The organism is Comamonas sp. GB3 AK4-5 (assembly GCF_041320665.1).
GTDB lineage: Bacteria > Pseudomonadota > Gammaproteobacteria > Burkholderiales > Burkholderiaceae_C > Comamonas.
Map to the genome: position 1 here is coordinate 1,667,993 of NZ_CP166730.1, position 19,928 is coordinate 1,687,920.

General features: G+C 64.6%; 17 protein-coding genes. 8 read left to right on the forward strand and 9 right to left on the reverse strand.

Annotation, left to right across the window (positions count from 1 at the left end):
* Positions 1-202 precede the first annotated feature (202 nt).
* The 3 genes from ACA027_RS07385 to ACA027_RS07395 all read left to right on the forward strand — a co-directional run bounded on the left by ACA027_RS07385 (position 203) and on the right by ACA027_RS07395 (position 3,945).
* Positions 203-1,888, forward strand: coding sequence for a methyl-accepting chemotaxis protein (locus ACA027_RS07385; protein WP_370681756.1), 1,686 nt, complete (start codon positions 203-205; stop codon positions 1,886-1,888).
* Between the two features lie 124 nt (positions 1,889-2,012).
* Positions 2,013-3,167, forward strand: coding sequence for an aminodeoxychorismate synthase component I (gene pabB, locus ACA027_RS07390; RefSeq protein ID WP_370681757.1), 1,155 nt, complete (start codon positions 2,013-2,015; stop codon positions 3,165-3,167).
* 154 nt (positions 3,168-3,321) lie between these two features.
* Complete coding sequence (locus ACA027_RS07395; RefSeq protein WP_370681758.1) at positions 3,322-3,945, forward strand: aminotransferase class IV; 624 nt, start codon at positions 3,322-3,324, stop codon at positions 3,943-3,945.
* A gap of 11 nt (positions 3,946-3,956) precedes the next feature.
* Here the strand turns inward: ACA027_RS07395 and ACA027_RS07400 are convergent, their stop codons facing one another.
* Positions 3,957-4,187 carry a hypothetical protein gene (locus ACA027_RS07400; RefSeq protein ID WP_370681759.1) on the reverse strand — a complete coding sequence of 77 codons (231 nt, stop codon included), beginning with the start codon at positions 4,185-4,187 and terminating at the stop codon, positions 3,957-3,959.
* A gap of 141 nt (positions 4,188-4,328) precedes the next feature.
* On the opposite strand from ACA027_RS07400, the gene ylqF reads away from it, so the two are divergent.
* A complete protein-coding gene (gene ylqF, locus ACA027_RS07405) occupies positions 4,329-5,261 on the forward strand; it encodes a ribosome biogenesis GTPase YlqF (protein WP_370681760.1) in 933 nt (310 codons plus the stop codon).
* 40 nt (positions 5,262-5,301) lie between these two features.
* Here the strand turns inward: ylqF and ACA027_RS07410 are convergent, their stop codons facing one another.
* Entirely contained in the window at positions 5,302-6,495 is a 1,194-nt protein-coding gene (locus ACA027_RS07410; protein ID WP_370681761.1) for a M20 aminoacylase family protein, read from the reverse strand.
* 410 nt (positions 6,496-6,905) lie between these two features.
* Here ACA027_RS07410 and ACA027_RS07415 point away from each other — a divergent pair, with 410 nt between their 5' ends.
* The 3 genes from ACA027_RS07415 (at position 6,906) to ACA027_RS07425 (ending at position 11,450) form a co-directional block, all read left to right on the forward strand.
* Positions 6,906-7,907 (forward strand): DHH family phosphoesterase, encoded by a 1,002-nt coding sequence (locus tag ACA027_RS07415; RefSeq protein ID WP_370681762.1) that lies wholly within the window; start codon positions 6,906-6,908, stop codon positions 7,905-7,907.
* Positions 7,908-8,958: 1,051 nt separating this feature from the next.
* Positions 8,959-9,690, forward strand: coding sequence for a TetR/AcrR family transcriptional regulator (locus ACA027_RS07420; protein WP_370681763.1), 732 nt, complete (start codon positions 8,959-8,961; stop codon positions 9,688-9,690).
* A gap of 53 nt (positions 9,691-9,743) precedes the next feature.
* Complete coding sequence (locus ACA027_RS07425) at positions 9,744-11,450, forward strand: acyl-CoA dehydrogenase family protein (protein ID WP_370681764.1); 1,707 nt, start codon at positions 9,744-9,746, stop codon at positions 11,448-11,450.
* A 172-nt stretch (positions 11,451-11,622) separates the two neighbouring features.
* On the opposite strand, the gene ACA027_RS07430 is transcribed toward ACA027_RS07425, so the two are convergent.
* Positions 11,623-12,411: a pseudouridine synthase gene (locus tag ACA027_RS07430; RefSeq protein ID WP_370682534.1), complete on the reverse strand. Its 789-nt coding sequence runs from the start codon at positions 12,409-12,411 to the stop codon at positions 11,623-11,625.
* A 347-nt stretch (positions 12,412-12,758) separates the two neighbouring features.
* Between ACA027_RS07430 and ACA027_RS07435 the strand changes: the two genes are divergently transcribed.
* Positions 12,759-13,757 (forward strand): diaminopimelate dehydrogenase, encoded by a 999-nt coding sequence (locus ACA027_RS07435; protein WP_370681765.1) that lies wholly within the window; start codon positions 12,759-12,761, stop codon positions 13,755-13,757.
* An 82-nt stretch (positions 13,758-13,839) separates the two neighbouring features.
* Here the strand turns inward: ACA027_RS07435 and ACA027_RS07440 are convergent, their stop codons facing one another.
* The 6 genes from ACA027_RS07440 to ACA027_RS07465 form a co-directional block, all read right to left on the reverse strand.
* Positions 13,840-14,373 carry a RidA family protein gene (locus ACA027_RS07440; protein ID WP_370681766.1) on the reverse strand — a complete coding sequence of 178 codons (534 nt, stop codon included), beginning with the start codon at positions 14,371-14,373 and terminating at the stop codon, positions 13,840-13,842.
* A 68-nt stretch (positions 14,374-14,441) separates the two neighbouring features.
* Positions 14,442-14,927: a cytochrome c gene (locus ACA027_RS07445; RefSeq protein ID WP_370681767.1), complete on the reverse strand. Its 486-nt coding sequence runs from the start codon at positions 14,925-14,927 to the stop codon at positions 14,442-14,444.
* 29 nt (positions 14,928-14,956) lie between these two features.
* Positions 14,957-16,549, reverse strand: a complete 1,593-nt coding sequence (locus ACA027_RS07450; RefSeq protein ID WP_370681768.1) for a flavin monoamine oxidase family protein — start codon at positions 16,547-16,549, stop codon at positions 14,957-14,959.
* Positions 16,550-16,745: 196 nt separating this feature from the next.
* Entirely contained in the window at positions 16,746-17,279 is a 534-nt protein-coding gene (locus ACA027_RS07455; RefSeq protein ID WP_370681769.1) for a RidA family protein, read from the reverse strand.
* 72 nt (positions 17,280-17,351) lie between these two features.
* Positions 17,352-17,834 (reverse strand): cytochrome c, encoded by a 483-nt coding sequence (locus ACA027_RS07460; RefSeq protein WP_370681770.1) that lies wholly within the window; start codon positions 17,832-17,834, stop codon positions 17,352-17,354.
* A 49-nt stretch (positions 17,835-17,883) separates the two neighbouring features.
* A complete protein-coding gene (locus tag ACA027_RS07465; protein ID WP_370681771.1) occupies positions 17,884-19,479 on the reverse strand; it encodes a flavin monoamine oxidase family protein in 1,596 nt (531 codons plus the stop codon).
* Positions 19,480-19,928 lie beyond the last annotated feature (449 nt).

Consider the following 19,928-nt stretch of genomic DNA (forward strand, 5'->3'; position numbering starts at 1 on the left):
CTGGTCTGGGGCGCGCCGGTTTTATGCGGCCTTGGCACAAACAGGTCTTTGATGGAGTACAGAAATCCCGGTGCGCGCAGCTAAAGCAAGGGGTAGCTGTTCTGTCACAGCTTGTGTCCTGACATGAATTTGTAACGCGCGATCGCTACATTGCAGGCCATAAGCCGCCCTGGTGGGCGGCAGAGGGTGGACACCGCCTGCTATGAATTCCGTTGCAACGCGTATTTCCCAGCCCCGCGCCGCTTGGTGGGCGCGTATTCACAATCTCTCGCTGGCGCGCAAGATCGGACTGGTCTTTTTCGGCTTGCTGCTGTCGGGTGCGCTGGTGGCCGTGGCCTTGCTGTGGCAGCTGCAGCGCGTCAACCAGGACGTGGCACAGACTGCAGAGGTGAGCGAGCAGCGCATGCTGTGGTCCGTGCGTTGGCAGGCCCTGTCCAACCAGGCGCTGGAAGTGGCCTTGGCCGGTGTGCAGTCTTCCGAAGAAACCTTGATTGCCAGCGCCAACGACAAGGCCCGCAAGCTGTGGGCCCAGGCCGAGCAGGCGCGCCAGTCGCTGCTCGCGCATATCGACAGCGATGAAGACCGTGCGCTGATGGCGCAGGCCGAATCCGGCCAGGCCCAGCTGCTGAAGCACTATGAGGCGGCTTTTCGCGCCCGTGATCTGGGCCAGGCCTGGGAGGTGCAAAAACTGGTGGACCAGGCCTTGCTGCCCGCGGCCAATGCCCAGGTGGAGCTGGTGCAGCGGCTGATGGACAGACAGGAGACCTTGCGCGCCGATGTGATGGAGGCCGGCGCCGCCGAGCGCGGCCGTGCGCTGTGGTGGGCCTTGGGCATTTACTGCGGCCTGCTGGCGCTGGGCATGCTGCTGGCCGGGGCCATGGTGCGCTCGCTGACCCGCCCGCTGCAGCAGGCCGTGGTGGTGGCGCGCACCATTGCCCAGGGGGATTTGCGCGTGCAGGTCGACAGCGCGCGCACCGATGAAATGGGTGTGCTGCTGCACGATCTGGGGCGCATGGCCGGTCAGTTGCAGACCCTGGTGGGCCAGGTGCATGACGGGGTGGATGCGGTGACCCAGGCCTCGGACCTGATTGCGGCCGGCAACGGCGCCTTGGCCGAACGTACCCACCAGACTTCCGACCATCTGCGTGACAGCGTGGAACGCATAGAACAGGTCACGCAGACCCTGATGCAGACGGCAGAGACCGCCCAGCAGGCCGACCAACTGGCAAGGGCCGCCGCCAGTGCCGCGCGCGCCGGTGGCGATGCCGTGGGCGATGTGGTGGACAGCATGCAAGGCATTGCGGCGCGCAGCCGCGAGATTGCCTCCATCACCGGCGTCATCGACGGCATTGCCTTCCAGACCAATATCCTGGCGCTGAATGCTGCGGTCGAAGCCGCGCGCGCCGGCCCGCAGGGACGCGGCTTTGCCGTGGTGGCGGCCGAGGTGCGGGCCCTGGCCCAGCGCAGTGCCGAAGCGGCCAAGCAGATCAAGGGCTTGATCAGTGATTCGCTGCGCCAGGTGGACAGCGGTGTGGTGCTGGCCCGCCAGGCCGGAGGGCGCATGCAGGGCATTGTGGGTGACGTGGCCCAGGTGGGCCAGCTGATCGAGCAGATGGCCCAGGCCTCCACGGCACAGCGCACCGGCATCTCCCAGATTCACAGCGCCGTGCTGGAGCTCGATGGCATGACGCGCCAGAACGCGGGCATGGTCGAGTCCTGTACCCAGGCCACGGACGATATGCAGCAGCAGCTGCAGCAGCTGGCACAAGGGGTGGGTGTGTTTCGCCTGCAGTCACGTGTGGCCCTGTCTGCGCCTTCGGCTTCTGCTTCGCAGCAGGCTCAACCTCCGGCGCTGTTTCACCAGCGACCGGCTTCCATGCCGGGCTGAAATCCCAAACTCCCATGGTGGACGAGAAACATGCCCGCCCTGGCGGGCATTGTCTTGGGTGAGTATTTGCTCTCGATAAAATAGCTTGCTACGCATATTCGCTAGGCGTTGTGAGCTGTTTTTTGTGAATTTTCTTGTTGATTTTCCCAACCCACGCAATGCCGCGGCACCCCGGCAGCGCCATGCTTTTGGCCAGCCGCTGCGCGTGTTGGCGGCCCATGCGCATGACCAGGTGATGCCTGTGCTGCGGGCCGTGCAGCAGGCGACCGAGTCCGGCCTGTGGTGCCTGGGCTGGCTGCGCTACGAGGCCGCACCGGCATTCGATGCGGCCTATGCCCAGGCAGTGCACGCGCCCACGCCGGGCAAGCCCCTGGCCTGGTTTGCGGTGTTCGATGCCCCGCAGGCCTGGCCCGCGTTGCCAGCCATGTCAGGCCAGCCCCTGGTGCAATGGCAGCCTGGCTTGGAGCGCCAGGCCTTTGATGCCGCGCTGGCACGCATCCATGCGGCGATTGCGGCGGGGGACTGCTACCAGATCAATTACACGGCCCAGTTCATGGGCCGGCTGCGCAATGCCTCGCCGGCGCAAGCGCAAGCCTTGTTCGCCGCCATGTGCCAGGCCCAGCCCTCGGGTTATCTGGCCTATGTGGACAGCGGCGAGGAGCAGGTGCTTTCGGTCTCGCCGGAGCTGTTTTTTGATTGGGATGGCGAGCGCATTCTGACCCGGCCCATGAAGGGCACGGCCGCACGCGGCGCCACGCCCGCACAGGATCAAGCCCTGCTGCAAGCCATGTTGGCATCGCCCAAGGAGCGGGCCGAGAACGTGATGATTGTCGATTTGCTGCGCAACGATGTCTCGCGCATTGCCCGCCCCCACAGCGTGAAAGTGCCTAGGCTTTTCCATGCCGAGGCCTTGCCCACGGTGTGGCAGATGACCTCGGATGTGGAGGCCATCACCCGCGCCGATGTGGGCTTGGACCATGTGTTCCAGGCCTTGTTTCCCTGCGGCTCCATCACTGGCGCCCCCAAGCGCCAGGCCATGCAGCTGATCCGCGAACTCGAGCCCGGTCCGCGCGATGTGTACTGCGGCGCCGTGGGCCTGGTGCGTCCGGGCAGCGAGTCCGGCCGCATACATGCCACTTTCAACGTGCCCATACGCACGGCCCAGGTCGAGGGCGACAGCGTGCGCTGCGGCATAGGCAGCGGCATTACCTCGGGGGCTCAGGCCGATGCGGAGTGGCAGGAGTGGGCCAACAAGCGTGCCTTTTTGAACCAAGTGTGAGACACCCCCTGAGTCGCCTTTGGCGCCTTCCCCCCGCTCTTCGCTCGCTGCGCTCGCGGGCAGGGGGACGATGCCAGCGCGGCGGGGCGGCCCTTGCGCGGCATCCCTGGTCTGGGTTGCGCCGTTTTTGTACATAGCACCATGGATGACCCATATGGACTTTGACATTCTTGAAACCCTGGCCTTGCGGGGCGGCGTTTTCCACAACCTGGATCGCCACCTGGCGCGCATGCAATCTGCGGCCCTGCACTTTGCGCGGCCCTGCTCCGAAGCGGGGTTGCATCAGGCACTGGAGCAACTGCGCCAGGCCCATGGCACAGGCGATTGGCGTGTGCGCCTGGCACTGGATGCTGCGGGTGCGGTCCACACCCAGGCCGTGGTGCTGCAGCCCACACCCACGCCGGTGCGCCTGCAGCTGGCCGCCAGCCCTATCGCCAATGCGGTGGCGATGGGGCCCTGGGTGGCGTTCAAGACTTCGCAGCGCGCGCATTACGAGGCGTTTGCGCCCGTGCAGGCCGGTGTTTTTGACAGCGTGCTCTACAACGAAGACGGCCAGATCACCGAGGGCACGCGCGGCAATCTGGCCATGCGCCTGGATGGCCGCTGGGTCACGCCGCCGCTGGCCTGCGGCCTGCTGCCCGGTGTGGGGCGGGCTCTGGCTTTGGCGCAAGGCCGCATCGTGGAGCAGGTCGTGTGCCTGCAAGACCTGCCGCGCGTGCAGGCCTGGGCCTTCATCAACAGCCTGCGCGGCTGGCTGGACGCCGAGCTGAAGGCGTAGCCGCGTAGCGTTTATTGCCCATCGCGCTGGCGCAGCCGGCGCAGTCCGTCCTTGGCGACAAAGGCCAGGCCCAGTGCCAGTGCAAACCAGGCCACCACGCTGGCTTGCACAAACAGGCTGCGCAAGGGAGTGTCGGACATGAATTGCGGCGCAACGAGCAGCACCAGGCCGATCAGCGCCAGGATGACGCCGCGCACCAAGGTGTCGTTGGCAGAGGGTTTGCGAAAGGAAGAGGAGGCCATGGCACAGTAGACGACGGTAGAAGAAGCTTGCGATTATCCTTGCGCCCCTTGAGAACAGGTTTACGGTTTCTACGCAGGCGCGTCGCGCAGAGACTCTGGGCCGTTCTGCTCCCCTGATATCCCCGCAGAAAGACAAAAGTTATGGCCATCCAGTGGTTCCCCGGTCACATGAACCTCACGCGCAAGCTGATTGCCGAGCGCATCAAGGACATCGATGTGGTGATCGAGGTGCTGGACGCCCGCATTCCCGGCTCCAGCTTCAATCCGCTGCTGCAGGAGCTGACAGGGCACAAGCCGCGCCTGAAGCTGCTCAACAAGCAGGATGTGGCCGACCCGGTGCAGACCCAGGCCTGGCTGGACTGGTACAACGCCCAGCCCGACACCCACGCCCTGCCCATGGATGCCGAAGAGGCCGCGCCGGCGCGCCGCCTGGTGCAGGCCTGCCGTGCGCTGGCGCCCAACCGGGGTGGCATGGCCAAGCCGCTGCGGGTGCTGATTTGCGGCGTGCCCAATGTGGGCAAGTCCACCTTGATCAACACCATGAGCAACAAGCGCCAGGCCAAGGCCGCCGACGAAGCCGGCGTGACCAAGGACGAGCAGCGCATCGTGCTGGACGATGATTTTTATTTGTGGGACACACCCGGCATGCTGTGGCCGCGCATCATCGTGGAGCAAAGCGGCTTCAACCTGGCAGCGGCCGGCTCTGTGGGGCGCAATGCCTACGACGAAGAGCTGGTGGCGCTGGAGCTGCTGCTGTATCTGCAAAAACACTATGCCCAGCTGCTGGAAGACCGCTACAAGCTGGGTTGGGGCGCGGAGAAAATTGCTGCCGCCCACGACGATGAGCTGCTGGAAGCCATAGGCCGCAAGCGCGGCGCTGTCATGAGCGGCGGGCGGGTGAACACACAAAAAGCGGCGGAGCTGGTGATCACCGAATTCCGCACCCATGTGCTGGGCCGCATCACGCTGGAAACGCCGGCCGAGTTTGCGCAATGGCTGGCCGTGGGCCAGGAGGCCGAAGTCAAGCGCCAGGCCTTGCAGGAAGAAAAAAAGCGCCGGAAAAAACGGCGCTGAGTGTTTGACTCCCTCGCCCGCTTGCGGGAGAGGGCGGGTTTTAGCCCTGAGGCTGGGCAAACCAGCGACGTGCCAGGCGGTCCCAGAATTTCGAGCCGAGTTCGATGTTGTCGTCGTTGAAGTCGTAGCCGGGGTTGTGCAGGCCCACGCCGGGCTGGCCGCCCTGGCCGTTGCCAATCCAGCCGTAGGCGCCGGGCACTTCTTCCAGCATGAAGCCAAAGTCTTCGGCCGTCATGGCGGGGTCTATGTCGGGGAAGGCATTGCCCTGGCCCACCATTTCCTGCATCACCTCGCCCATGAAGCGGGCCTCGCGCTCGGTGTTGGTGGTGTTGGGGTAGCCGGGCTTGTGGATGTAAACAGCCTCGCACAGATGGGCCTGGGCCACATGGCTGGCAATGCGCTGCAGGCCGGCGACCATATAGTCCTGGGTCGACTTGCTGAGTGCGCGCACCGTGCCGTAGATGGCGCATTCGTCGGGGATGATGTTCTCCACCGTGCCGCCTTCAATTTTACCCACGGTGAGCACCGCGCTGTCTATGGGGTCCACGCCGCGCGAGACCAAGGTCTGCAGCTGGCTGACGATGGCGCAGGCCACGGGGATGGGGTCCAGCGTCTTGTGCGGCATGGCAGCGTGGCCGCCCTTGCCGCGCACGCGGATCTCGAAGCGCATGGTGGAGGCCATGATGGGGCCTACGCGCACGGCCATCTGGCCCTGGGGTAGCGAGGGCCAGTTGTGCAGGGCAAACACCGCATCGCAGGGGAAGAGGGTGAACAGGCCGTCGTCCATCATGGCCTTGGCGCCGGCGCCGCCTTCTTCGGCCGGCTGGAAGATCAGGTGCACCGTGCCATCAAAGTCGGGGTTTTGCGCCATCAGCGTGGCCGCGCCCAGCAGCATGGTGGTGTGGCCGTCATGACCGCAGGCGTGCATCTTGCCGGGCACGCAGCTGGCGTAGGCAGCGCCTGTGGTTTCGGCCACGGGCAGGGCGTCCATGTCGGCGCGTATGCCAATTTGGCGGCCGGGGTTTTCTTTGCTGCGGCCCTTGCCGTAGACGCTGGCCACCAGGCCGGTGCCGCCCAGGCCCCGGTGCACGGGCAGGCCCAGGGCCGTCAGATAGGCCGAGACCTTGCCGGCCGTGCGGTGTTCTTCGTACTTCAGCTCGGGGTTGGCGTGCAAGTCGCGCCGAAAGCTGACCAATTGGCCCAGATAAGGGGTGATATCGGATGCGGTAGTCATCGTGAATCGGTGCCGGCACACGATGCGCCTGGCACGGGGTCGGAAAGTAGCTTCACATTATCGTCAAAAGGAATATCCGCTCATAGGGAGAAGCCGTATTTCGATGGCTGGGTGCGTGGGTGCTGATTTTTGAGTGAAATATGAGTTTTGTGTATATGAGTAAATCATTTGTAGCTATATATTCGATAGTGTTTTGGCGGAGGGTCGACTAAGTTAAGTCGCAATTGGCATAGGGCGTCAGGCGCTGCTACGCTGTGTTTGCCGGTTTTTTGAAATTCCTTTTTGGAATGTTTTGGGGCCTGGGCAGGGCCGCCATTCCGGGTTGGGCATGCCTAGCGCTGCCTGCGCCTGCTGCGGGTACACAACGGCGCAGCGCGCATGCGCAACAGAAGCGGCGACAATCGGCGGCAATGATTCGATCCATTCTTCCCCTGCAACTGCTGGTGGGCCCCTCGCACGACGACCCGCGCCCCCTCATCCTCTATCACGGCCGCCGCTGCCCGGACGGCTTTGGCGCCTCGCTGGCTGCCTGGCTGTATTACGGAGATGCGGCCGAGTACCGGGGCCTGGACCATGGCGAAATCCAGACCGACGACGACCTGGGCGAGCTGGATGGCCGCGCCGTCTATGTGCTGGACTTTGCCTTCGAGCCCGAGCTGATGGCCGCCATCGAGGCGCGCGTGTCCAAGCTGGTGGTGCTGGACCACCACAAGAGCGCTGCCGAAAAACTCACCGGCTACCAGTGCCGCTGCGGTGTGGTGCACTTCGATATGAACAAGTCCGGCGCGCGCCTGGCCTGGGAGTTCTTCCACCCCGACAAGCCCGTGCCCGGCCTGATCCGCTACATCGAAGACCGCGACATCTGGAAGTGGGAGTTCGCCGAAAGCCCGGCCTTTCTGGCCGCGCTGGAGATGGAGCCCCGCACCATTGCGCGCTGGGCCGAGATCGCCGCTTTCACGCCCGAGCAGGAGGCCGAGTTCATGGCCCGTGGCGGTGCCATGGACGAGAAATACCAAAAGCTCTGCGCCGACATTGCGGACGGTGCCCAGCCCCTGGTCTTCAACGGCCAGCAAGGCCTGATGGTCAACTGCAATGGCATGTTCCACAGCCAGGTGGGCGATATCCTCTCGCGCCAAAGCGGCAGCTTTGCCCTGATGTGGCATGCCAGCACCAAGGGCGTGAAGGTGGGCCTGCGCTCGCGCTCGGAATTCAACTGCATTCCCCTGGCCGAAGCCATGGGCGGTGGCGGCCATGCCCAGGCCTGCGGTTTCAAGATGGGCAACGAGCGCCTGGTGGAGCTGCTGACTGGCAGCTTCAAGTCCGATGCCGAGGCCGATTACGCTTTTGTCAAAGCCCCGCTGATGGAGTTTGATGAGGCGGGCAAGTGGATACGCCCGCCCAAGGCGGACTAAGTCTACGACTTTCCCCAACGCCGCACTGCGGCGTTTTTTTATGCCCGGAGCGATTGCTATGCAAAGCGGAGCTTTCGGTGCTTTCGTGCAGAGCATTGGCGGTAGGAAAGCCCTGATTAGGTACTTATCTCAGGCACTGCTGTGAAGTGATGTTCCGAAGCCGGGAGTTCGCCCCGGCGAGCGACCTACCTTCTTGCTCGCACAAGAAGGTAGGCGAAGAATGCGCCCCTGCTATCCCCGTCCCCAGCGCTGTCGCGCCGGGGCAACCTGCGTCACCCAGCACACAGGGCCTGCCGCAGAACTCTCTGCGCGCTTACAGCGCTCCGCTCGAACAGCCGCGGCAAGTCAGTCTACGAAGCATGGCTGTCCTTCGGCAGCCATGCGGCCCTGTGTGCTGTGCGCCGCAGGCGTGTATAGAAGGGGAACAACCGCAGCGCCAGCAGTGTGACGAAGCGACAGACATTGAGGGTGAGGGTTCAGAGATAAGGTTCACCAACGGCGCAGCCCACGCAGGGCCGGTATTCGGTTCCCGCCTTCCCCTTTTGCCCATGGCTCGGCGCGCAGAGCACGGGGCGGGCAGCTGTGCCGCAGGACACAGCTGCTTCGTAGTCAAGCTTGCCGCAACATGTTTGAGCAGAGCGGCATAGCCGCGCCGCGAGTTCTGCGGCACCGCTCTGGGATCGAGCACTGAGCTTGCCCGAAGCGAAGCGCAGGGACATGGGCAGCAGGGGCGGTTTCTTTTGCTTCCGTTTTCTTGAGCGTTCAAGAAAATGAAGTCGCCCGCCGGGGCGAGACCCGGCCTCGGAATGTCATGTGCGAACAGCAGCACAATTCGTCGTGACTCTTCATCTGAGGCATGTAGCTAATCAGGAGGAAAGCTTTTGAAGCCAAGGCGTCAAGCGCCGCGAATGCTCTCCTTTTGAAAAAATCTGTCCCATGCTGGACATTGCAGCCATGCGGCATGGCACACCCGCTGCGGGTAAACCACAGGCAATGTTGGCAATGAATGAACATAGATTCACTTCATCCCTGAATCAGCATCCATTTTTTGATGGTCTATCGCCAAACCCCCGCCGTCGAAGCCCGCTTGCAAGACAACCGCAGCCGGATCCTGGCCGCCGCTCGCGCCCTGGTCAGTGAGGGCGGCTGGGCCGAAGCCCAGGTGGCTAGCGTGGCCGCCAGCGCCGGCATGGCCACGGGCACGGTCTACCGCTATTTCGCCTCCAAGGCCGAACTGTTTGCCGAGGTGCTGTCCGCCGTCTCGCAGCGCGAGGTGGATGTGCTGGACGGCATTGCAGCCACCAGCGACGACGCCCATGCCCGGCTGCATGCCGCCGTGGCGGTGTTTGTGCGCCGTGCCATGCGCAATCCGCGCCTGGCCTATGCGCTGATTGCCGAGCCCTGCGACAAGGCCATCGACGAGGTGCGGCTGCAGTACCGCGCGGCCATCAGCGCCGTTATCAGCCGCTTGATTGCCCAGGGCCAGGCCAGCGGGCAGATGCGCGCCGACATGCTGGCCGATACAGCGGCCTCCTTCATCGTTGGCGGTTTTATGGAAGGGCTGATCGGCCCGCTGTCTCCGCTGAACCAGCCGTTGCACAACCACCCCGATCCCCAGGCCTGCCAGCGCGATGCAGAGGCATTGGCCGAGCAAATGGCCCATCTGGCCTGCGCCAGCGTGGCTGACCCGCACGGCCTGGCTGCAGCCACCGTGCCCGAGGTCAGCGCTGTACCTGCAACGCCAGTGCGTGCCGCACGGCGCCGTCCGTCTGGCACGGCCTAGCGCGGACCACAGCATCGATTTCTCTCCCCCTTCCACCTTCCAAAGGAGTGCCCATGCTGACCCGTACCGCCGCCATTTCTTCCAGCGTTTTTGCGCCGACACATGAGGTGCGCAACCAGGCATTGCCCGCCAGCGGCTTCAACGCCTTCACCGGCGACGCGGTGCTAACCGCAGCCATCGCCCGCGATGCGCCTTGGGCTGCCCAGCGCTGCGCGGCGCTGGGAGCGCTGGCCGGTGATGAGGCCGTGCAGGAGCTGGCCCGCCTGGCCAACCGCCATACGCCCGAACTTCAGTCCCATGACCGCTTTGGCAACCGGGTGGATTGGGTGGAATTCCACCCTGCCTGGCACCAACTGATGGCGCTGGCCTGGCAGCATGAGGTGCCCAACCTCAGCTGGCGCACCACCGAGCGCAATGGTCATCTGGCGCGCGCCGTGCTGTCTTATCTGTGGAACCAGGTGGAGCAGGGAACGGCCTGCCCCACGGGTATGGCCTATGCCAGCCTGCCGGGCTTTGAGGCGGAACCGGCGCTGGCCATCTGGGCCGAGAAGGCGCGTGGCACGGCCTATGAATTCAGCCGCCGCGAGGTGGCGGACAAGCCCAGCGTAGTTATTGGCTACGCCATGACGGAAAAACAGGGCGGCTCGGACCTGCGCGAAACCCAGACCACCGCCTGCTTTGTGCAGTCGGCCGACTACCACGGTGCCACCGCCCACTGGTATGCGCTGACGGGCCATAAATGGTTTTGCTCCGTGCCGCAGTCCGATGGTTTTTTCACCCTGGCCAAGGTGGAGGGCGGCGTCACCTGCTTTTTCCTGCCGCGCACCCTGCCGGATGGCAGCCGCAACCACTTCTGGGTGCAGCGCCTCAAGGACAAGGCGGGCAATCGCTCGAATGCTTCCAGCGAGGTCGAATACAACGGCACGCTGGCCATCCGCGTGGGAGAGGAGGGGCGCGGTATCCGCGAAATCCTCTCGCATGCCCATCTGACGCGGCTGGACTTTGCCGTGGGCTCGGCCGGGTTGATGCGCCAGAGCCTGACGCTGGCCCTGCGCCATACCCAGACACGCAATGCCTTCGGTAGCCGCATTGCCGAGCGGCCCATGATGGTGCAGGTGCTGGCCGATATGGCCGTGGAAGTGGAAGCCGCCACGCTGATGGCGCTGCGCGTGGCCCGCGCCACCGATGGCATGCAGGACAACGAGCAGGAGCGCCTGCTGGCCCGTGTCGCCACGCCGGCGGCCAAGTACTTCAACTGCTCGCGCGCGCCCTCGATTGCCTACGAGGCCTTGCAATGCCATGGCGGCAACGGCTTTATCGAAGAAAACCCCATGGCACGTCTGTACCGCGAGGCACCGCTGAACAGCGTGTGGGAAGGCACGGCCAATATGATGTGCATGGACGTGCGCCGCGCCATGCAGCGTGATGGCCGCTGCGTCGAAGCCTTGTTTGCCGAGCTGGCCCCCCTGGCGGGGCAGGACTCGCGTTTTGATGCGCTGGTGCGCCAGACGCAGCAACTGGTGCAGGGCGCGTTGCAGGACGAATACCTGGCCCGCCCTATGACCGAGTCCGTGGCCCGCGTGCTGCAGGCGGCGGAATTGCTGCGGTACAGCCCGGAGGAGGTCAGCGATGCCTTTCTGGTCACACGCAGCGGCGTGGCCGGCCAAGGCTGGGGCGTGCATTACGGCACCTGGCAGAACGCCGGCAGCCAGCCGGCGGCGCAGCGCATTGTGCAGCGTGCCGCCGTGCAGCAGGCGTAGAGGTCGTCAACACGCTCTCGGTGCGAGAAGTGGAATCAGCAGGGCTGGCTGCAGCATGCTCCGTGGGTATTTTCAAAAAAGGGAGCATCTACAGCGTATCCTTCAAGGGTTTGGAGCGCTTTCTGCCGTACGTCCATGCCAGTGCTGCGCCAGCCCATCACTGCGGCAAGGACTACAGCACTACGCCGCAGCTGTCCGGCAGCGGATTGGGCCCGCTTTTCCAGCCCGGCAGGGCCAGCAGTGCCTTCCATTGCTGTACCTCGGGCACATCCGCCAACTGGCGCCAGTCGGCACAAAAACGCATCACCTCGCCCGTGGCCGGGTGGGGGATTTCCAGCGCATGGCCGTGCAGCCACAGCCGCTGCAGGCCTATGCGCTCCGCCCACCAGCGGTTCAGCGGCCCCTTGCCATGGGTGGCATCGCCAATGATGGGGTGGGATTCATGCTTTAAATGGCGGCGGATCTGGTGGCGGCGGCCGGTCTTGGGGAAAGCCTCCACCAGCGAGATGCGCGTGCCGGGATGGCGGGCGTCATAGGCCTCGGGCCATTCCAGCTGGGCCAGGCCGCGCAGCAGGGTTTGCGCCGGCTGGGCCGGTGCGTCGGGCGGGGCATCGTCAGGCTGCAGGGCGTAGTCCACATCGATATGCGCGGGCATCCAGCCGCGTGCCAGCGCCAGGTAATGTTTGTGGGCGCGGTGTTCGGCAAAGGCGGCGGCCAGTTTTTGCGTGGCCTCTTTGTGCAGGCCAAAAACCAGCACGCCGCAAGTGCCCTGGTCCAGCCGGTGCACGGGCCAGACATGGCGGCCAATCTGGTCGCGCAGGCGCTGCAGCACAAAGCGGGTCTCATGGCGGGCAATGGCCGTGCGGTGCACCAGCCAGCCCGCGGGCTTGTAGACCACGACCATGTCCTCGTCCTGGTGGAGGATGTGCAGCGGCGGGCGCTCGGGCGCGGCGTCGATCATGGCCAGGGCGGTGGAAAGCGGGGCGCCGGGCGGCAGCAACAGGTCGGAATCGGGGGAAGGCATGCGGCTTCAGCTCGGGCAAAAAGAGAACCGGCCGCTGCGCGCAAACAGGGGCGCTGCGGGGCGGCCGTGGCCCTGAAGTGTAGGTGCGCAGCGCCGCCGCTGCCGTGAGCGACGTGCACACCCTTGCTGGTGCGCGGTGACAGGGTGCCGGCTTTGCGGTGAAAATTACCGATTTGGTGCATTTTTGGGGACTGCACCAGGCAGGGAAGGCTTGGCCGTGTGCGCGCGGCGAGCCCCATGACGCCCTCGCTCTCTTTCCCCCTACCAGACAAGGACTCCGTGGCATGACCGCTTCACAACACACTCCCATCCGCATTGGCGTGGTGGGCTATGGCAACCTGGGCCGCGGCGTGGAGGCCGCCGTGGCCTTGAACCCCGACATGGTGATCACCGGCCTGTATACCCGCCGCGACCCCGCGCAGTTAAAGCCTGCCAACCCCGCCACACCGGTCTATGGCATGGAGGCATTGGCCGGCCATGTGGGCCAGGTGGATGTGCTGATTCTGTGCGGCGGCTCCAAGGACGATCTGCCCCAGCAGTCGCCTGCGCTGGCGGCCCAGTTCAATATCGTCGACAGCTTTGACACCCATGCCCGTATCCCCGAGCATTTTGCGGCCGTGGATGCGGCAGCCCAGGGCGGCAAGACCACGGCGCTGATCTCCGCCGGTTGGGACCCCGGCATGTTCTCCATCAACCGCATCATGGGCGAAGCCCTGCTGCCCGAAGGCGCGACCTACACCTTCTGGGGCAAGGGCCTGAGCCAGGGCCACTCCGACGCCATCCGCCGCATCCCCGGCGTGGCCGGTGGTGTGCAATACACCATCCCCGTGGAAGCCGCCGTGGAAGCCGTGCGCAGCGGCACGCGCCCACAACTCTCCACGCGCCAAAAGCACGAGCGCGTGTGCCATGTGGTGCTGGCCGAAGGTGCGGACGCCGAGGTGGTGCGCAAGACCATCGTCGAGATGCCGCATTACTTTGCCGAGTACGACACCACGGTGCACTTCATCAGCGCCGAGGAGCTGGCACGTGACCACGCCGCCATGCCCCATGGCGGCTTTGTGATCCGCAGCGGCAACACCAGCGCCGGCGCCAAGCAGGTGATCGAGTACCGGTTGCAGCTGGACAGCAACCCCGAGTTCACCTCCAGCGTGCTGGTGGCCTATGCCCGCGCCGTGCACCGCATGCAGCAAATGGGCTTGCATGGCGCCAAGACGGTGTTCGACGTGGCACCGGGCTGGCTGTCGCCCAAGAGCGCAGCCCAGCTGCGTGCCGAAGCGCTGTAAGCCAGCATTTTGAACCAAAGCGCCTGAAGCCTAACAAGCGCAAGCATCAGCAGCTCCTGTATCAGGAGCTGCTGCAAGAGGCTTACTTGCTGACCGAGGTGGCCCCGCGCACGGCCACCACTTCAATCTCCACCAGCAGGGCGGGGTTGGCCAGGGCGGTGACCTCGAAGGTCGAACGCGCAGGCAGATGGGGCTGGGCTGCCGTGCCAAAGAATTGGCTGTAACCCTTCATAAAGCCGGCATAGTCCATCTTTCCACTCTTGGCCGGGTCTTTCACCAGATAGACCTGCATCTTCACCACATCGGACAGGGTAAGGCCCATGCCCTGGAGCTGGGTGTCAATGCTTTGCAGCACGGAAACCGTCTGGGCCTCGGTGTAGCCATAGGCCGCGATGTCGGTGGGCGACTTGCTCTTGTCCTGCACAGCGGCGGTCTTGCCCGAGAGGTAGATGGTGCTGACGCCGGCCGGCACGGCCACGGCGGTAGCGACAGGGTAGTTGCTGTTTGGCAGCTTGTAGCGCAGCAGCTCGGGGCCGGGGCCGCTCTGGCCGGCGCAGCCTGCGAGGACCAGGGAAGCGAAGAGGGCTGAAGCCAGCCAGGGAGTACGCAAAGACATGGGGAAACCTTTCTAAGTCGAACAAAGGGCGCCAGCCTTGAGATCCAGACTGCGCGGAGGAAAACCGCTTAGGGGCGGAACAGTTGCACGTCGTTGGCGCTCACCGGGTCGGTGTAGCGGTTGCCAAAATGGCTGCGCACGTAGTTGATGACTTCGGCGACCTGTTCGTTGCTCAGCCGATCGGCAAAGCCGGGCATGCCATGCAGTCCATGCAGGACCACGGCCACCGGGTAGGCGGAGGCCGTGAGCTTGGGGTTGGAGGCCAGCGCCGGGTAAAAGCCTGCACCCTGGCTGCCCTGGGCCTGGGCCATGTGGCAGCTCTGGCAGAGAGCCTGGTAGATTTTTTCGCCGTGGTGCTGGGTCAGGCGCTTGCGGTCGCTGGAAAAACTGGCTTGCAACGCCGCCACCTGTGTCTGGCTGAGGGCCAGCACTTCGGCGGCGCTGCCTGTGGCGTGGTGAGCGAGGGCGGGTGCGGCCATGCAGGGCTGGTTGAACAGGCCGGCCAGCCACAGGCTGCCCAGGGCCAGCGCCCTGAAAGTGGGGGTGGTGTGCATGAGTTCGTGGCTCCTGGAAGATGGGGCGCTCATACGCTGATGGCTTTGGCATGCAGGCGCTGGATGGCATCCAGCGAGGACAGCACGGCGCTCTCCTGCCAACCCAGATGGGACAGGTGCTCGCCCGCCAGCACGATGCGGCCATCCACCTGGGCCATGGCCAGGTAGTGCTGCGCGCGCAGCGCATCACTCCACTTGCCAAAGCAGCCCTGTGCCCAGGGAATGCGGTGCCAGGCCACGCTCACGCCACTCTTGAATTCCTTTTTGTACTGGGGATGCAGCTGGCTGCCGTATTCCAGCGCCAGGCGAATGCGTTCCTTGGGGAGGAGGGAGGAGAAGTGGTAGGCATTCGTGGTCTCGAATGCGTAGGCCCCCAGCAGCACGGCGGGGCCGGGGCGCATGTAGTGGCTGGAGGGATAGGCGATTTGCTGTATGGGCAAATCGGTGTAGCTGATGCCGCCGTAGATATGCTCGTCCTCTTCCCAGAAGCGGCGCTGGAATTCCAGCCCCACCTTCATTGCGCTGCCATAGGGCAGGCTGTCGATGCCGGCGCGCATGGCGCCGCTGACCTGGATGTCGAGCTGGCTCAGGATGGAGGCGGGAATCGTGCACACGCACCAGTCGGCGCTGCGCTGGCGCAGTGCGCCGGGCCGACGTGCATCGCTGTAGTGCACGGTGACGGACTGCGCGTTTTGCTCTACCTTGCTGACCTTGGCGTTGTAGTGGATCAGCCCACCCAGATCGCGTGCCATGGCCTGGGCCAGCATGTCCATACCGCCCACAGGCTGAAAGATGGTGGTCTGGAGCTCATGCAGATTGCCCGCGCCGATCTGGTTCCACAGATTCGATTGCAGCAAGGTGTGCAGGTCTATGGGTTCGGAGGCCTGGGCCTTGGGCATCAGCCCGCCGCCATGGGGGCGGGCAAAGCCGCGAAATTTGCTGCTGTGCTGGCTGGCACTGTAGCGGTAGTCCTTGTCCAGCGCCCCCCAGGATTTGAGGCCTGCCAGCAGTTTTTCGCGGTCTTCGGTGGTGATGGCTGCGTCCAATACGCCCTGGTGCGTGGCCTTGGACAGCAGCTCGCTCACATGGCCGCGCACATCGCTGCTGATGTGGTGAAAGCGCTGGGGTTTGCCGCCAAAAGCCTGGGTCTGGTGCACATAGGCGCTGTGGTTGACCTGGTTGAAGGGCTCTAGCGCGATGCGATAGCGGCGGTACAGATCCATCATCGCGTGGTGGTTGAAGGGCACGCGCCAGGGGCCGGGGTTGAGGTAGTTGCCCTGGGAAAAGCCCACGGTCTGGGTGCTGCCGTCGAGTTCGGTGAACTGGTCGCCGCCACGCAAGGTCCAGCAGCGTCCACCTGCACGGTTTTGGTATTCCAGCACGCTGACCTGGTAGCCGGCGTTGCGCAGCTCGATGGCGGCCAGCATGCCGGCCAGGCCGGCGCCGAGCACCACCACGCTGGCGCCGGGCTTGGCACGGCCCAGTGGGGCGTGGCCTTGGTAGCCGGATTCAGCGGCATAGCCCAGGCTGGACATGGCCTGGTACATGGCCGCGCCACCGGCCACTTGGCCAATCCTGGAAAGCAGGGCGCGTCGGGTGGGCAATGTGTCCGCGGCGGGCATAGGTCTGTTCGCTTTCTTGATCTTGAGGCCGGTGGATGGCTGCAGGTCAAACAAGGCTGCAGTGCTTGTTTCGTGAGCAATGGCTGCTATCAAAAGCAGGGTGTGTGGACAAAGGCTTGTTCAGGTCCGCGGTGTGCCGCGGCCCCAGGGTCAGGTGCTTAGATCGTGAACACGTTCTAAGAGATGAGATGGCCAGCTATTTGCTGACCGAAGTGGCGCCGCGCACGGCCGCCACTTCGATTTCCACCAGCAGGGCGGGGTTGGCCAGGGCCGCGACCTCGAAGGTGGAGCGTGCCGGCAGATGGGGTTGGGTGGCCGTGCCGAAGAACTGGCTATAGCCCTTCATAAAACCGGCAAAGTCCATCTTGTCGCCCTTGCCGGGGTCTTTGACCAGATAGACCTGCATCTTCACCACATCGGACATGGACAGGCCCATGCCTTTGAGCTGTGCATCAATGGTTTGCAGCACGGAGACGGTCTGAACCTCGGTGTTGCCATAGGCCGCGATGTCGGTGGGCGATTTGCTCTTGTCCTGCACAGCGGCGGTCTTGCCCGAGAGGTAGATGGTGCTGGCGCCGGCAGGCACTTCCACGGCATTGGCAATGGGGAAGTTGCTGCCGGGCAGCTTGTAGCGCAGCAGCTCGGGGGAGGATGGCGTCTGGGTGGCACAGCCGGCCAGGGCCAGGCTGGTCAGCAGAGCGGGAAGCAGCAAGGGGGCACGGAAAGACATGGTGGAAAACCTTTTCAGATCGAGACACAAAACACCACCGCCATCGCCAGAGATGCGGTGGCAAGAGAACGTTTACGGCCGAAACAGTTGCACGTCGTTGGCGCTCACCGGGTCGGTGTAGCGGTTGCCAAAATGGCTGCGCACGTAGTTGACGACTTCGGCCACTTCCTGGTTGCTCAGCCGGGGAGCAAAGCCGGGCATGCCGTGCAGTCCATTCAAGACCACGGCCACGGGGTAGGCAGAGGCCGTGAGCTTGGGGTTGGAGGCCAGCGCTGGATAAAAGCCTGCGCCCTGGCTGCCCTGGGCCTGGGGCATGTGGCAGCCCTGGCAGATGGCCTGGTAGATTTGCGCGCCGCTGCGCTGGGTGAGCTGCTGCGGTGTGCTGGCAAAGTCGGCCTTGAGGGCCGCGACCTGGGTGGGGCTGAGGGCCAGGACTTCGGCCGCGCTGCCGGTCGTACCCTTGAGGCTGGGCTCGGCAGCCATGGTGGCCAGGGGCAGCAGACAGGCCAGCAGCAGGCCACGCAAAGCCAGGTCTTGTGAAGTGGTGGTGTGCATAGAGAGGGCTCCGTGAAGTGGTGGGAATGGCGTGTGGCCCAGGCCTGGCTCAGACGCTGATGGCCTTGGCGTGCAGGCGCTGTATGGCGTCCAGCGAGGACAGCACCGCACCTTCCTGCCAGGCGGGGAGATAGGACATGTGTTCACCGGCCAGCACGATGCGGCCGTCCACCTGGGCCATGGCCTGGTAGTGCTGGGCACGCAGTGCGTCGCTCCATTGGCCAAAGCAGCCCTGAATCCAGGGCACGCGGTGCCAGGCCACGGCCACACCGGTTTTGAATTCCTTGAGGTATTGGGGGTGGATCTGGCTGCCGTATTCCAGCGCCATGCGGATGCGCTCCTGGGGCGTGAGCGAGGCAAAGCGGTAGGAGCCGTTGTCCTCCATGGTGTAGGCGCCCAGCAGCACGGCGGGGCCGGGGCGCATGTAGCCAGTGGAGGGGTAGGAAATTTGCCGGATCGGCAGGTCGGTGTAGCTGATGCCGCCGTAGATGCGCTCGTCTTCTTCCCAGAAGCGGCGTTTGAATTCCAGGCCGATCTTGTTGGAGCTGGCATAGGGCAGGCTGTCGATGCCGGCGCGCATGGCGCTGCTGACCTGGATGTCGAGCTGGCTCAGGATGGAGGCGGGGATCGTGCACACACACCAGTCGGCGCTGAGCTTGCGCAGGGCGCCGGGCCGGCGTGCGTCGCTGTAGTGCACGGTGACGGATTGCGCGTTTTGCTCCACCTTGCTGACCTTGGCGTTGTAGTGGATCAGCGCACCCAGATCGCGTGCCATGGCCTGGGCCAGGGTGTCCATACCGCCCACGGGTTGGAAGATGGTGGTCTGGAACTCGTGCATATTGCCCATGCCGATCTGGCTCCACATCTTGGATTGCAGCAGGGTGTGCAGGTCTATGGGCTCGGAGGCCTGGGCCTTGGGCATCAGCCCGCCGCCATGGTTGCGGTCGAAGCCGCGGAATTCGCTGTTGTGCAGGCTGGCGCTGTAGCGGTAGTCCTTGTCCAGCGCCCCCCAGGATTTGAGGCCTGCCAGCAGTTTTTCGCGGTCTTCGGTGGTGATGGCTTCGTCCAATACGCCCTGGTGCGTGGCCTTGGATAGCAGCTCGCTCACATGGCCGCGCACATCGCTGCTGATGTGGTGAAAGCGCTGGGGTTTGCCGCCAAAAGCCTGGGTCTGGTGCACATAGGCGTTGTGGTTGACCTGGTTGAAGGGCTCCAGCTGCACGCCGTAGCGGCGGTACAGGTCCATCATGGCGTGGTGGTTGTGGGGCACGCGCCAGGGGCCGGGGTTGAGGTAGTTGCCCTTGGCAAAACCCACGGTCTGGGTGGTGCCGTCGAGTTCGGTGTGCCGGTCGCCACCGCGCAGCGTCCAGCAGCGCCCGCCCGCGCGGTTTTGGTATTCCAGCACGCTGACCTGGTAGCCGGCATTGCGCAGCTCGACGGCGGCCAGCATGCCGGCCAGGCCGGCGCCGAGCACCACCACGCTGGCGCCGGGCTTGGCGCGGCTCAGCGGGGTGCGGCCTTGGTAGCCGGATTCAGCGGCATGGCCCAGGCTGGACATGGCCTGGTACAGGGCCGAGCCACCGGCCGCCTGGCCAATCATGGTGAGCAATTTGCGTCGGGTGAGCGCTGCTTTTTCTGCGGGCATAGGTCGGGGTGCTTTCTGGTGGGCTGCAAGCGCGGGGGCTGCGCCTGCTGTCTGGCTTAGTGCAACTGGCATGCCAGCTTTTCCAGCCGTGGCCAGATTTCCCCGGGCCACCTGCATGGCCGTCCCCTTGCCTGTATTGCGCTCCCTGGCGTGGGTGGTGCCAAGTGCGTGGGGCAGCAAGCGGTGCTGAGGTGGGAGATGGTTGGTGCTATCAAATTTGCACTTTTCTGGGCCTGGATGTGCACCAAGCCTGCGAGGAGAAAAGCTACTTTGGTGCAGCTTGTGAGCGACCGTATTTGCGCGTTAATGCATGTGTCGGTAAGGCCCGGAGACGCGCAGCCACCACGCCATGCCGGCGTAAAAAAGCCCGCGCATGGCGGGCAGGGAGTACGGCGAAAAAGCGCTCAGACGCTTATCCCATAAGCGATGGATGCTCTTTATTGAAGCGC

Coding starts and splice junctions, on each gene's coding strand:
- ACA027_RS07460 (WP_370681770.1), bottom strand. CDS start 17,834: ATGCACACCACCACTTCACAAGACCTGGCTTTGCGTGGCCTGCTGCTG.
- ACA027_RS07385 (WP_370681756.1), top strand. CDS start 203: ATGAATTCCGTTGCAACGCGTATTTCCCAGCCCCGCGCCGCTTGGTGG.
- ACA027_RS07410 (WP_370681761.1), bottom strand. CDS start 6,495: ATGACTACCGCATCCGATATCACCCCTTATCTGGGCCAATTGGTCAGC.
- ACA027_RS07430 (WP_370682534.1), bottom strand. CDS start 12,411: ATGATCGACGCCGCGCCCGAGCGCCCGCCGCTGCACATCCTCCACCAG.
- ACA027_RS07440 (WP_370681766.1), bottom strand. CDS start 14,373: ATGTCTTTGCGTACTCCCTGGCTGGCTTCAGCCCTCTTCGCTTCCCTG.
- ACA027_RS07455 (WP_370681769.1), bottom strand. CDS start 17,279: ATGTCTTTCCGTGCCCCCTTGCTGCTTCCCGCTCTGCTGACCAGCCTG.
- ACA027_RS07465 (WP_370681771.1), bottom strand. CDS start 19,479: ATGCCCGCAGAAAAAGCAGCGCTCACCCGACGCAAATTGCTCACCATG.
- ACA027_RS07450 (WP_370681768.1), bottom strand. CDS start 16,549: ATGCCCGCCGCGGACACATTGCCCACCCGACGCGCCCTGCTTTCCAGG.
- ACA027_RS07420 (WP_370681763.1), top strand. CDS start 8,959: ATGGTCTATCGCCAAACCCCCGCCGTCGAAGCCCGCTTGCAAGACAAC.
- ACA027_RS07425 (WP_370681764.1), top strand. CDS start 9,744: ATGCTGACCCGTACCGCCGCCATTTCTTCCAGCGTTTTTGCGCCGACA.
- ACA027_RS07395 (WP_370681758.1), top strand. CDS start 3,322: ATGGACTTTGACATTCTTGAAACCCTGGCCTTGCGGGGCGGCGTTTTC.
- ylqF (WP_370681760.1), top strand. CDS start 4,329: ATGGCCATCCAGTGGTTCCCCGGTCACATGAACCTCACGCGCAAGCTG.
- ACA027_RS07415 (WP_370681762.1), top strand. CDS start 6,906: ATGATTCGATCCATTCTTCCCCTGCAACTGCTGGTGGGCCCCTCGCAC.
- ACA027_RS07400 (WP_370681759.1), bottom strand. CDS start 4,187: ATGGCCTCCTCTTCCTTTCGCAAACCCTCTGCCAACGACACCTTGGTG.
- ACA027_RS07445 (WP_370681767.1), bottom strand. CDS start 14,927: ATGCACACCACCCCCACTTTCAGGGCGCTGGCCCTGGGCAGCCTGTGG.
- ACA027_RS07435 (WP_370681765.1), top strand. CDS start 12,759: ATGACCGCTTCACAACACACTCCCATCCGCATTGGCGTGGTGGGCTAT.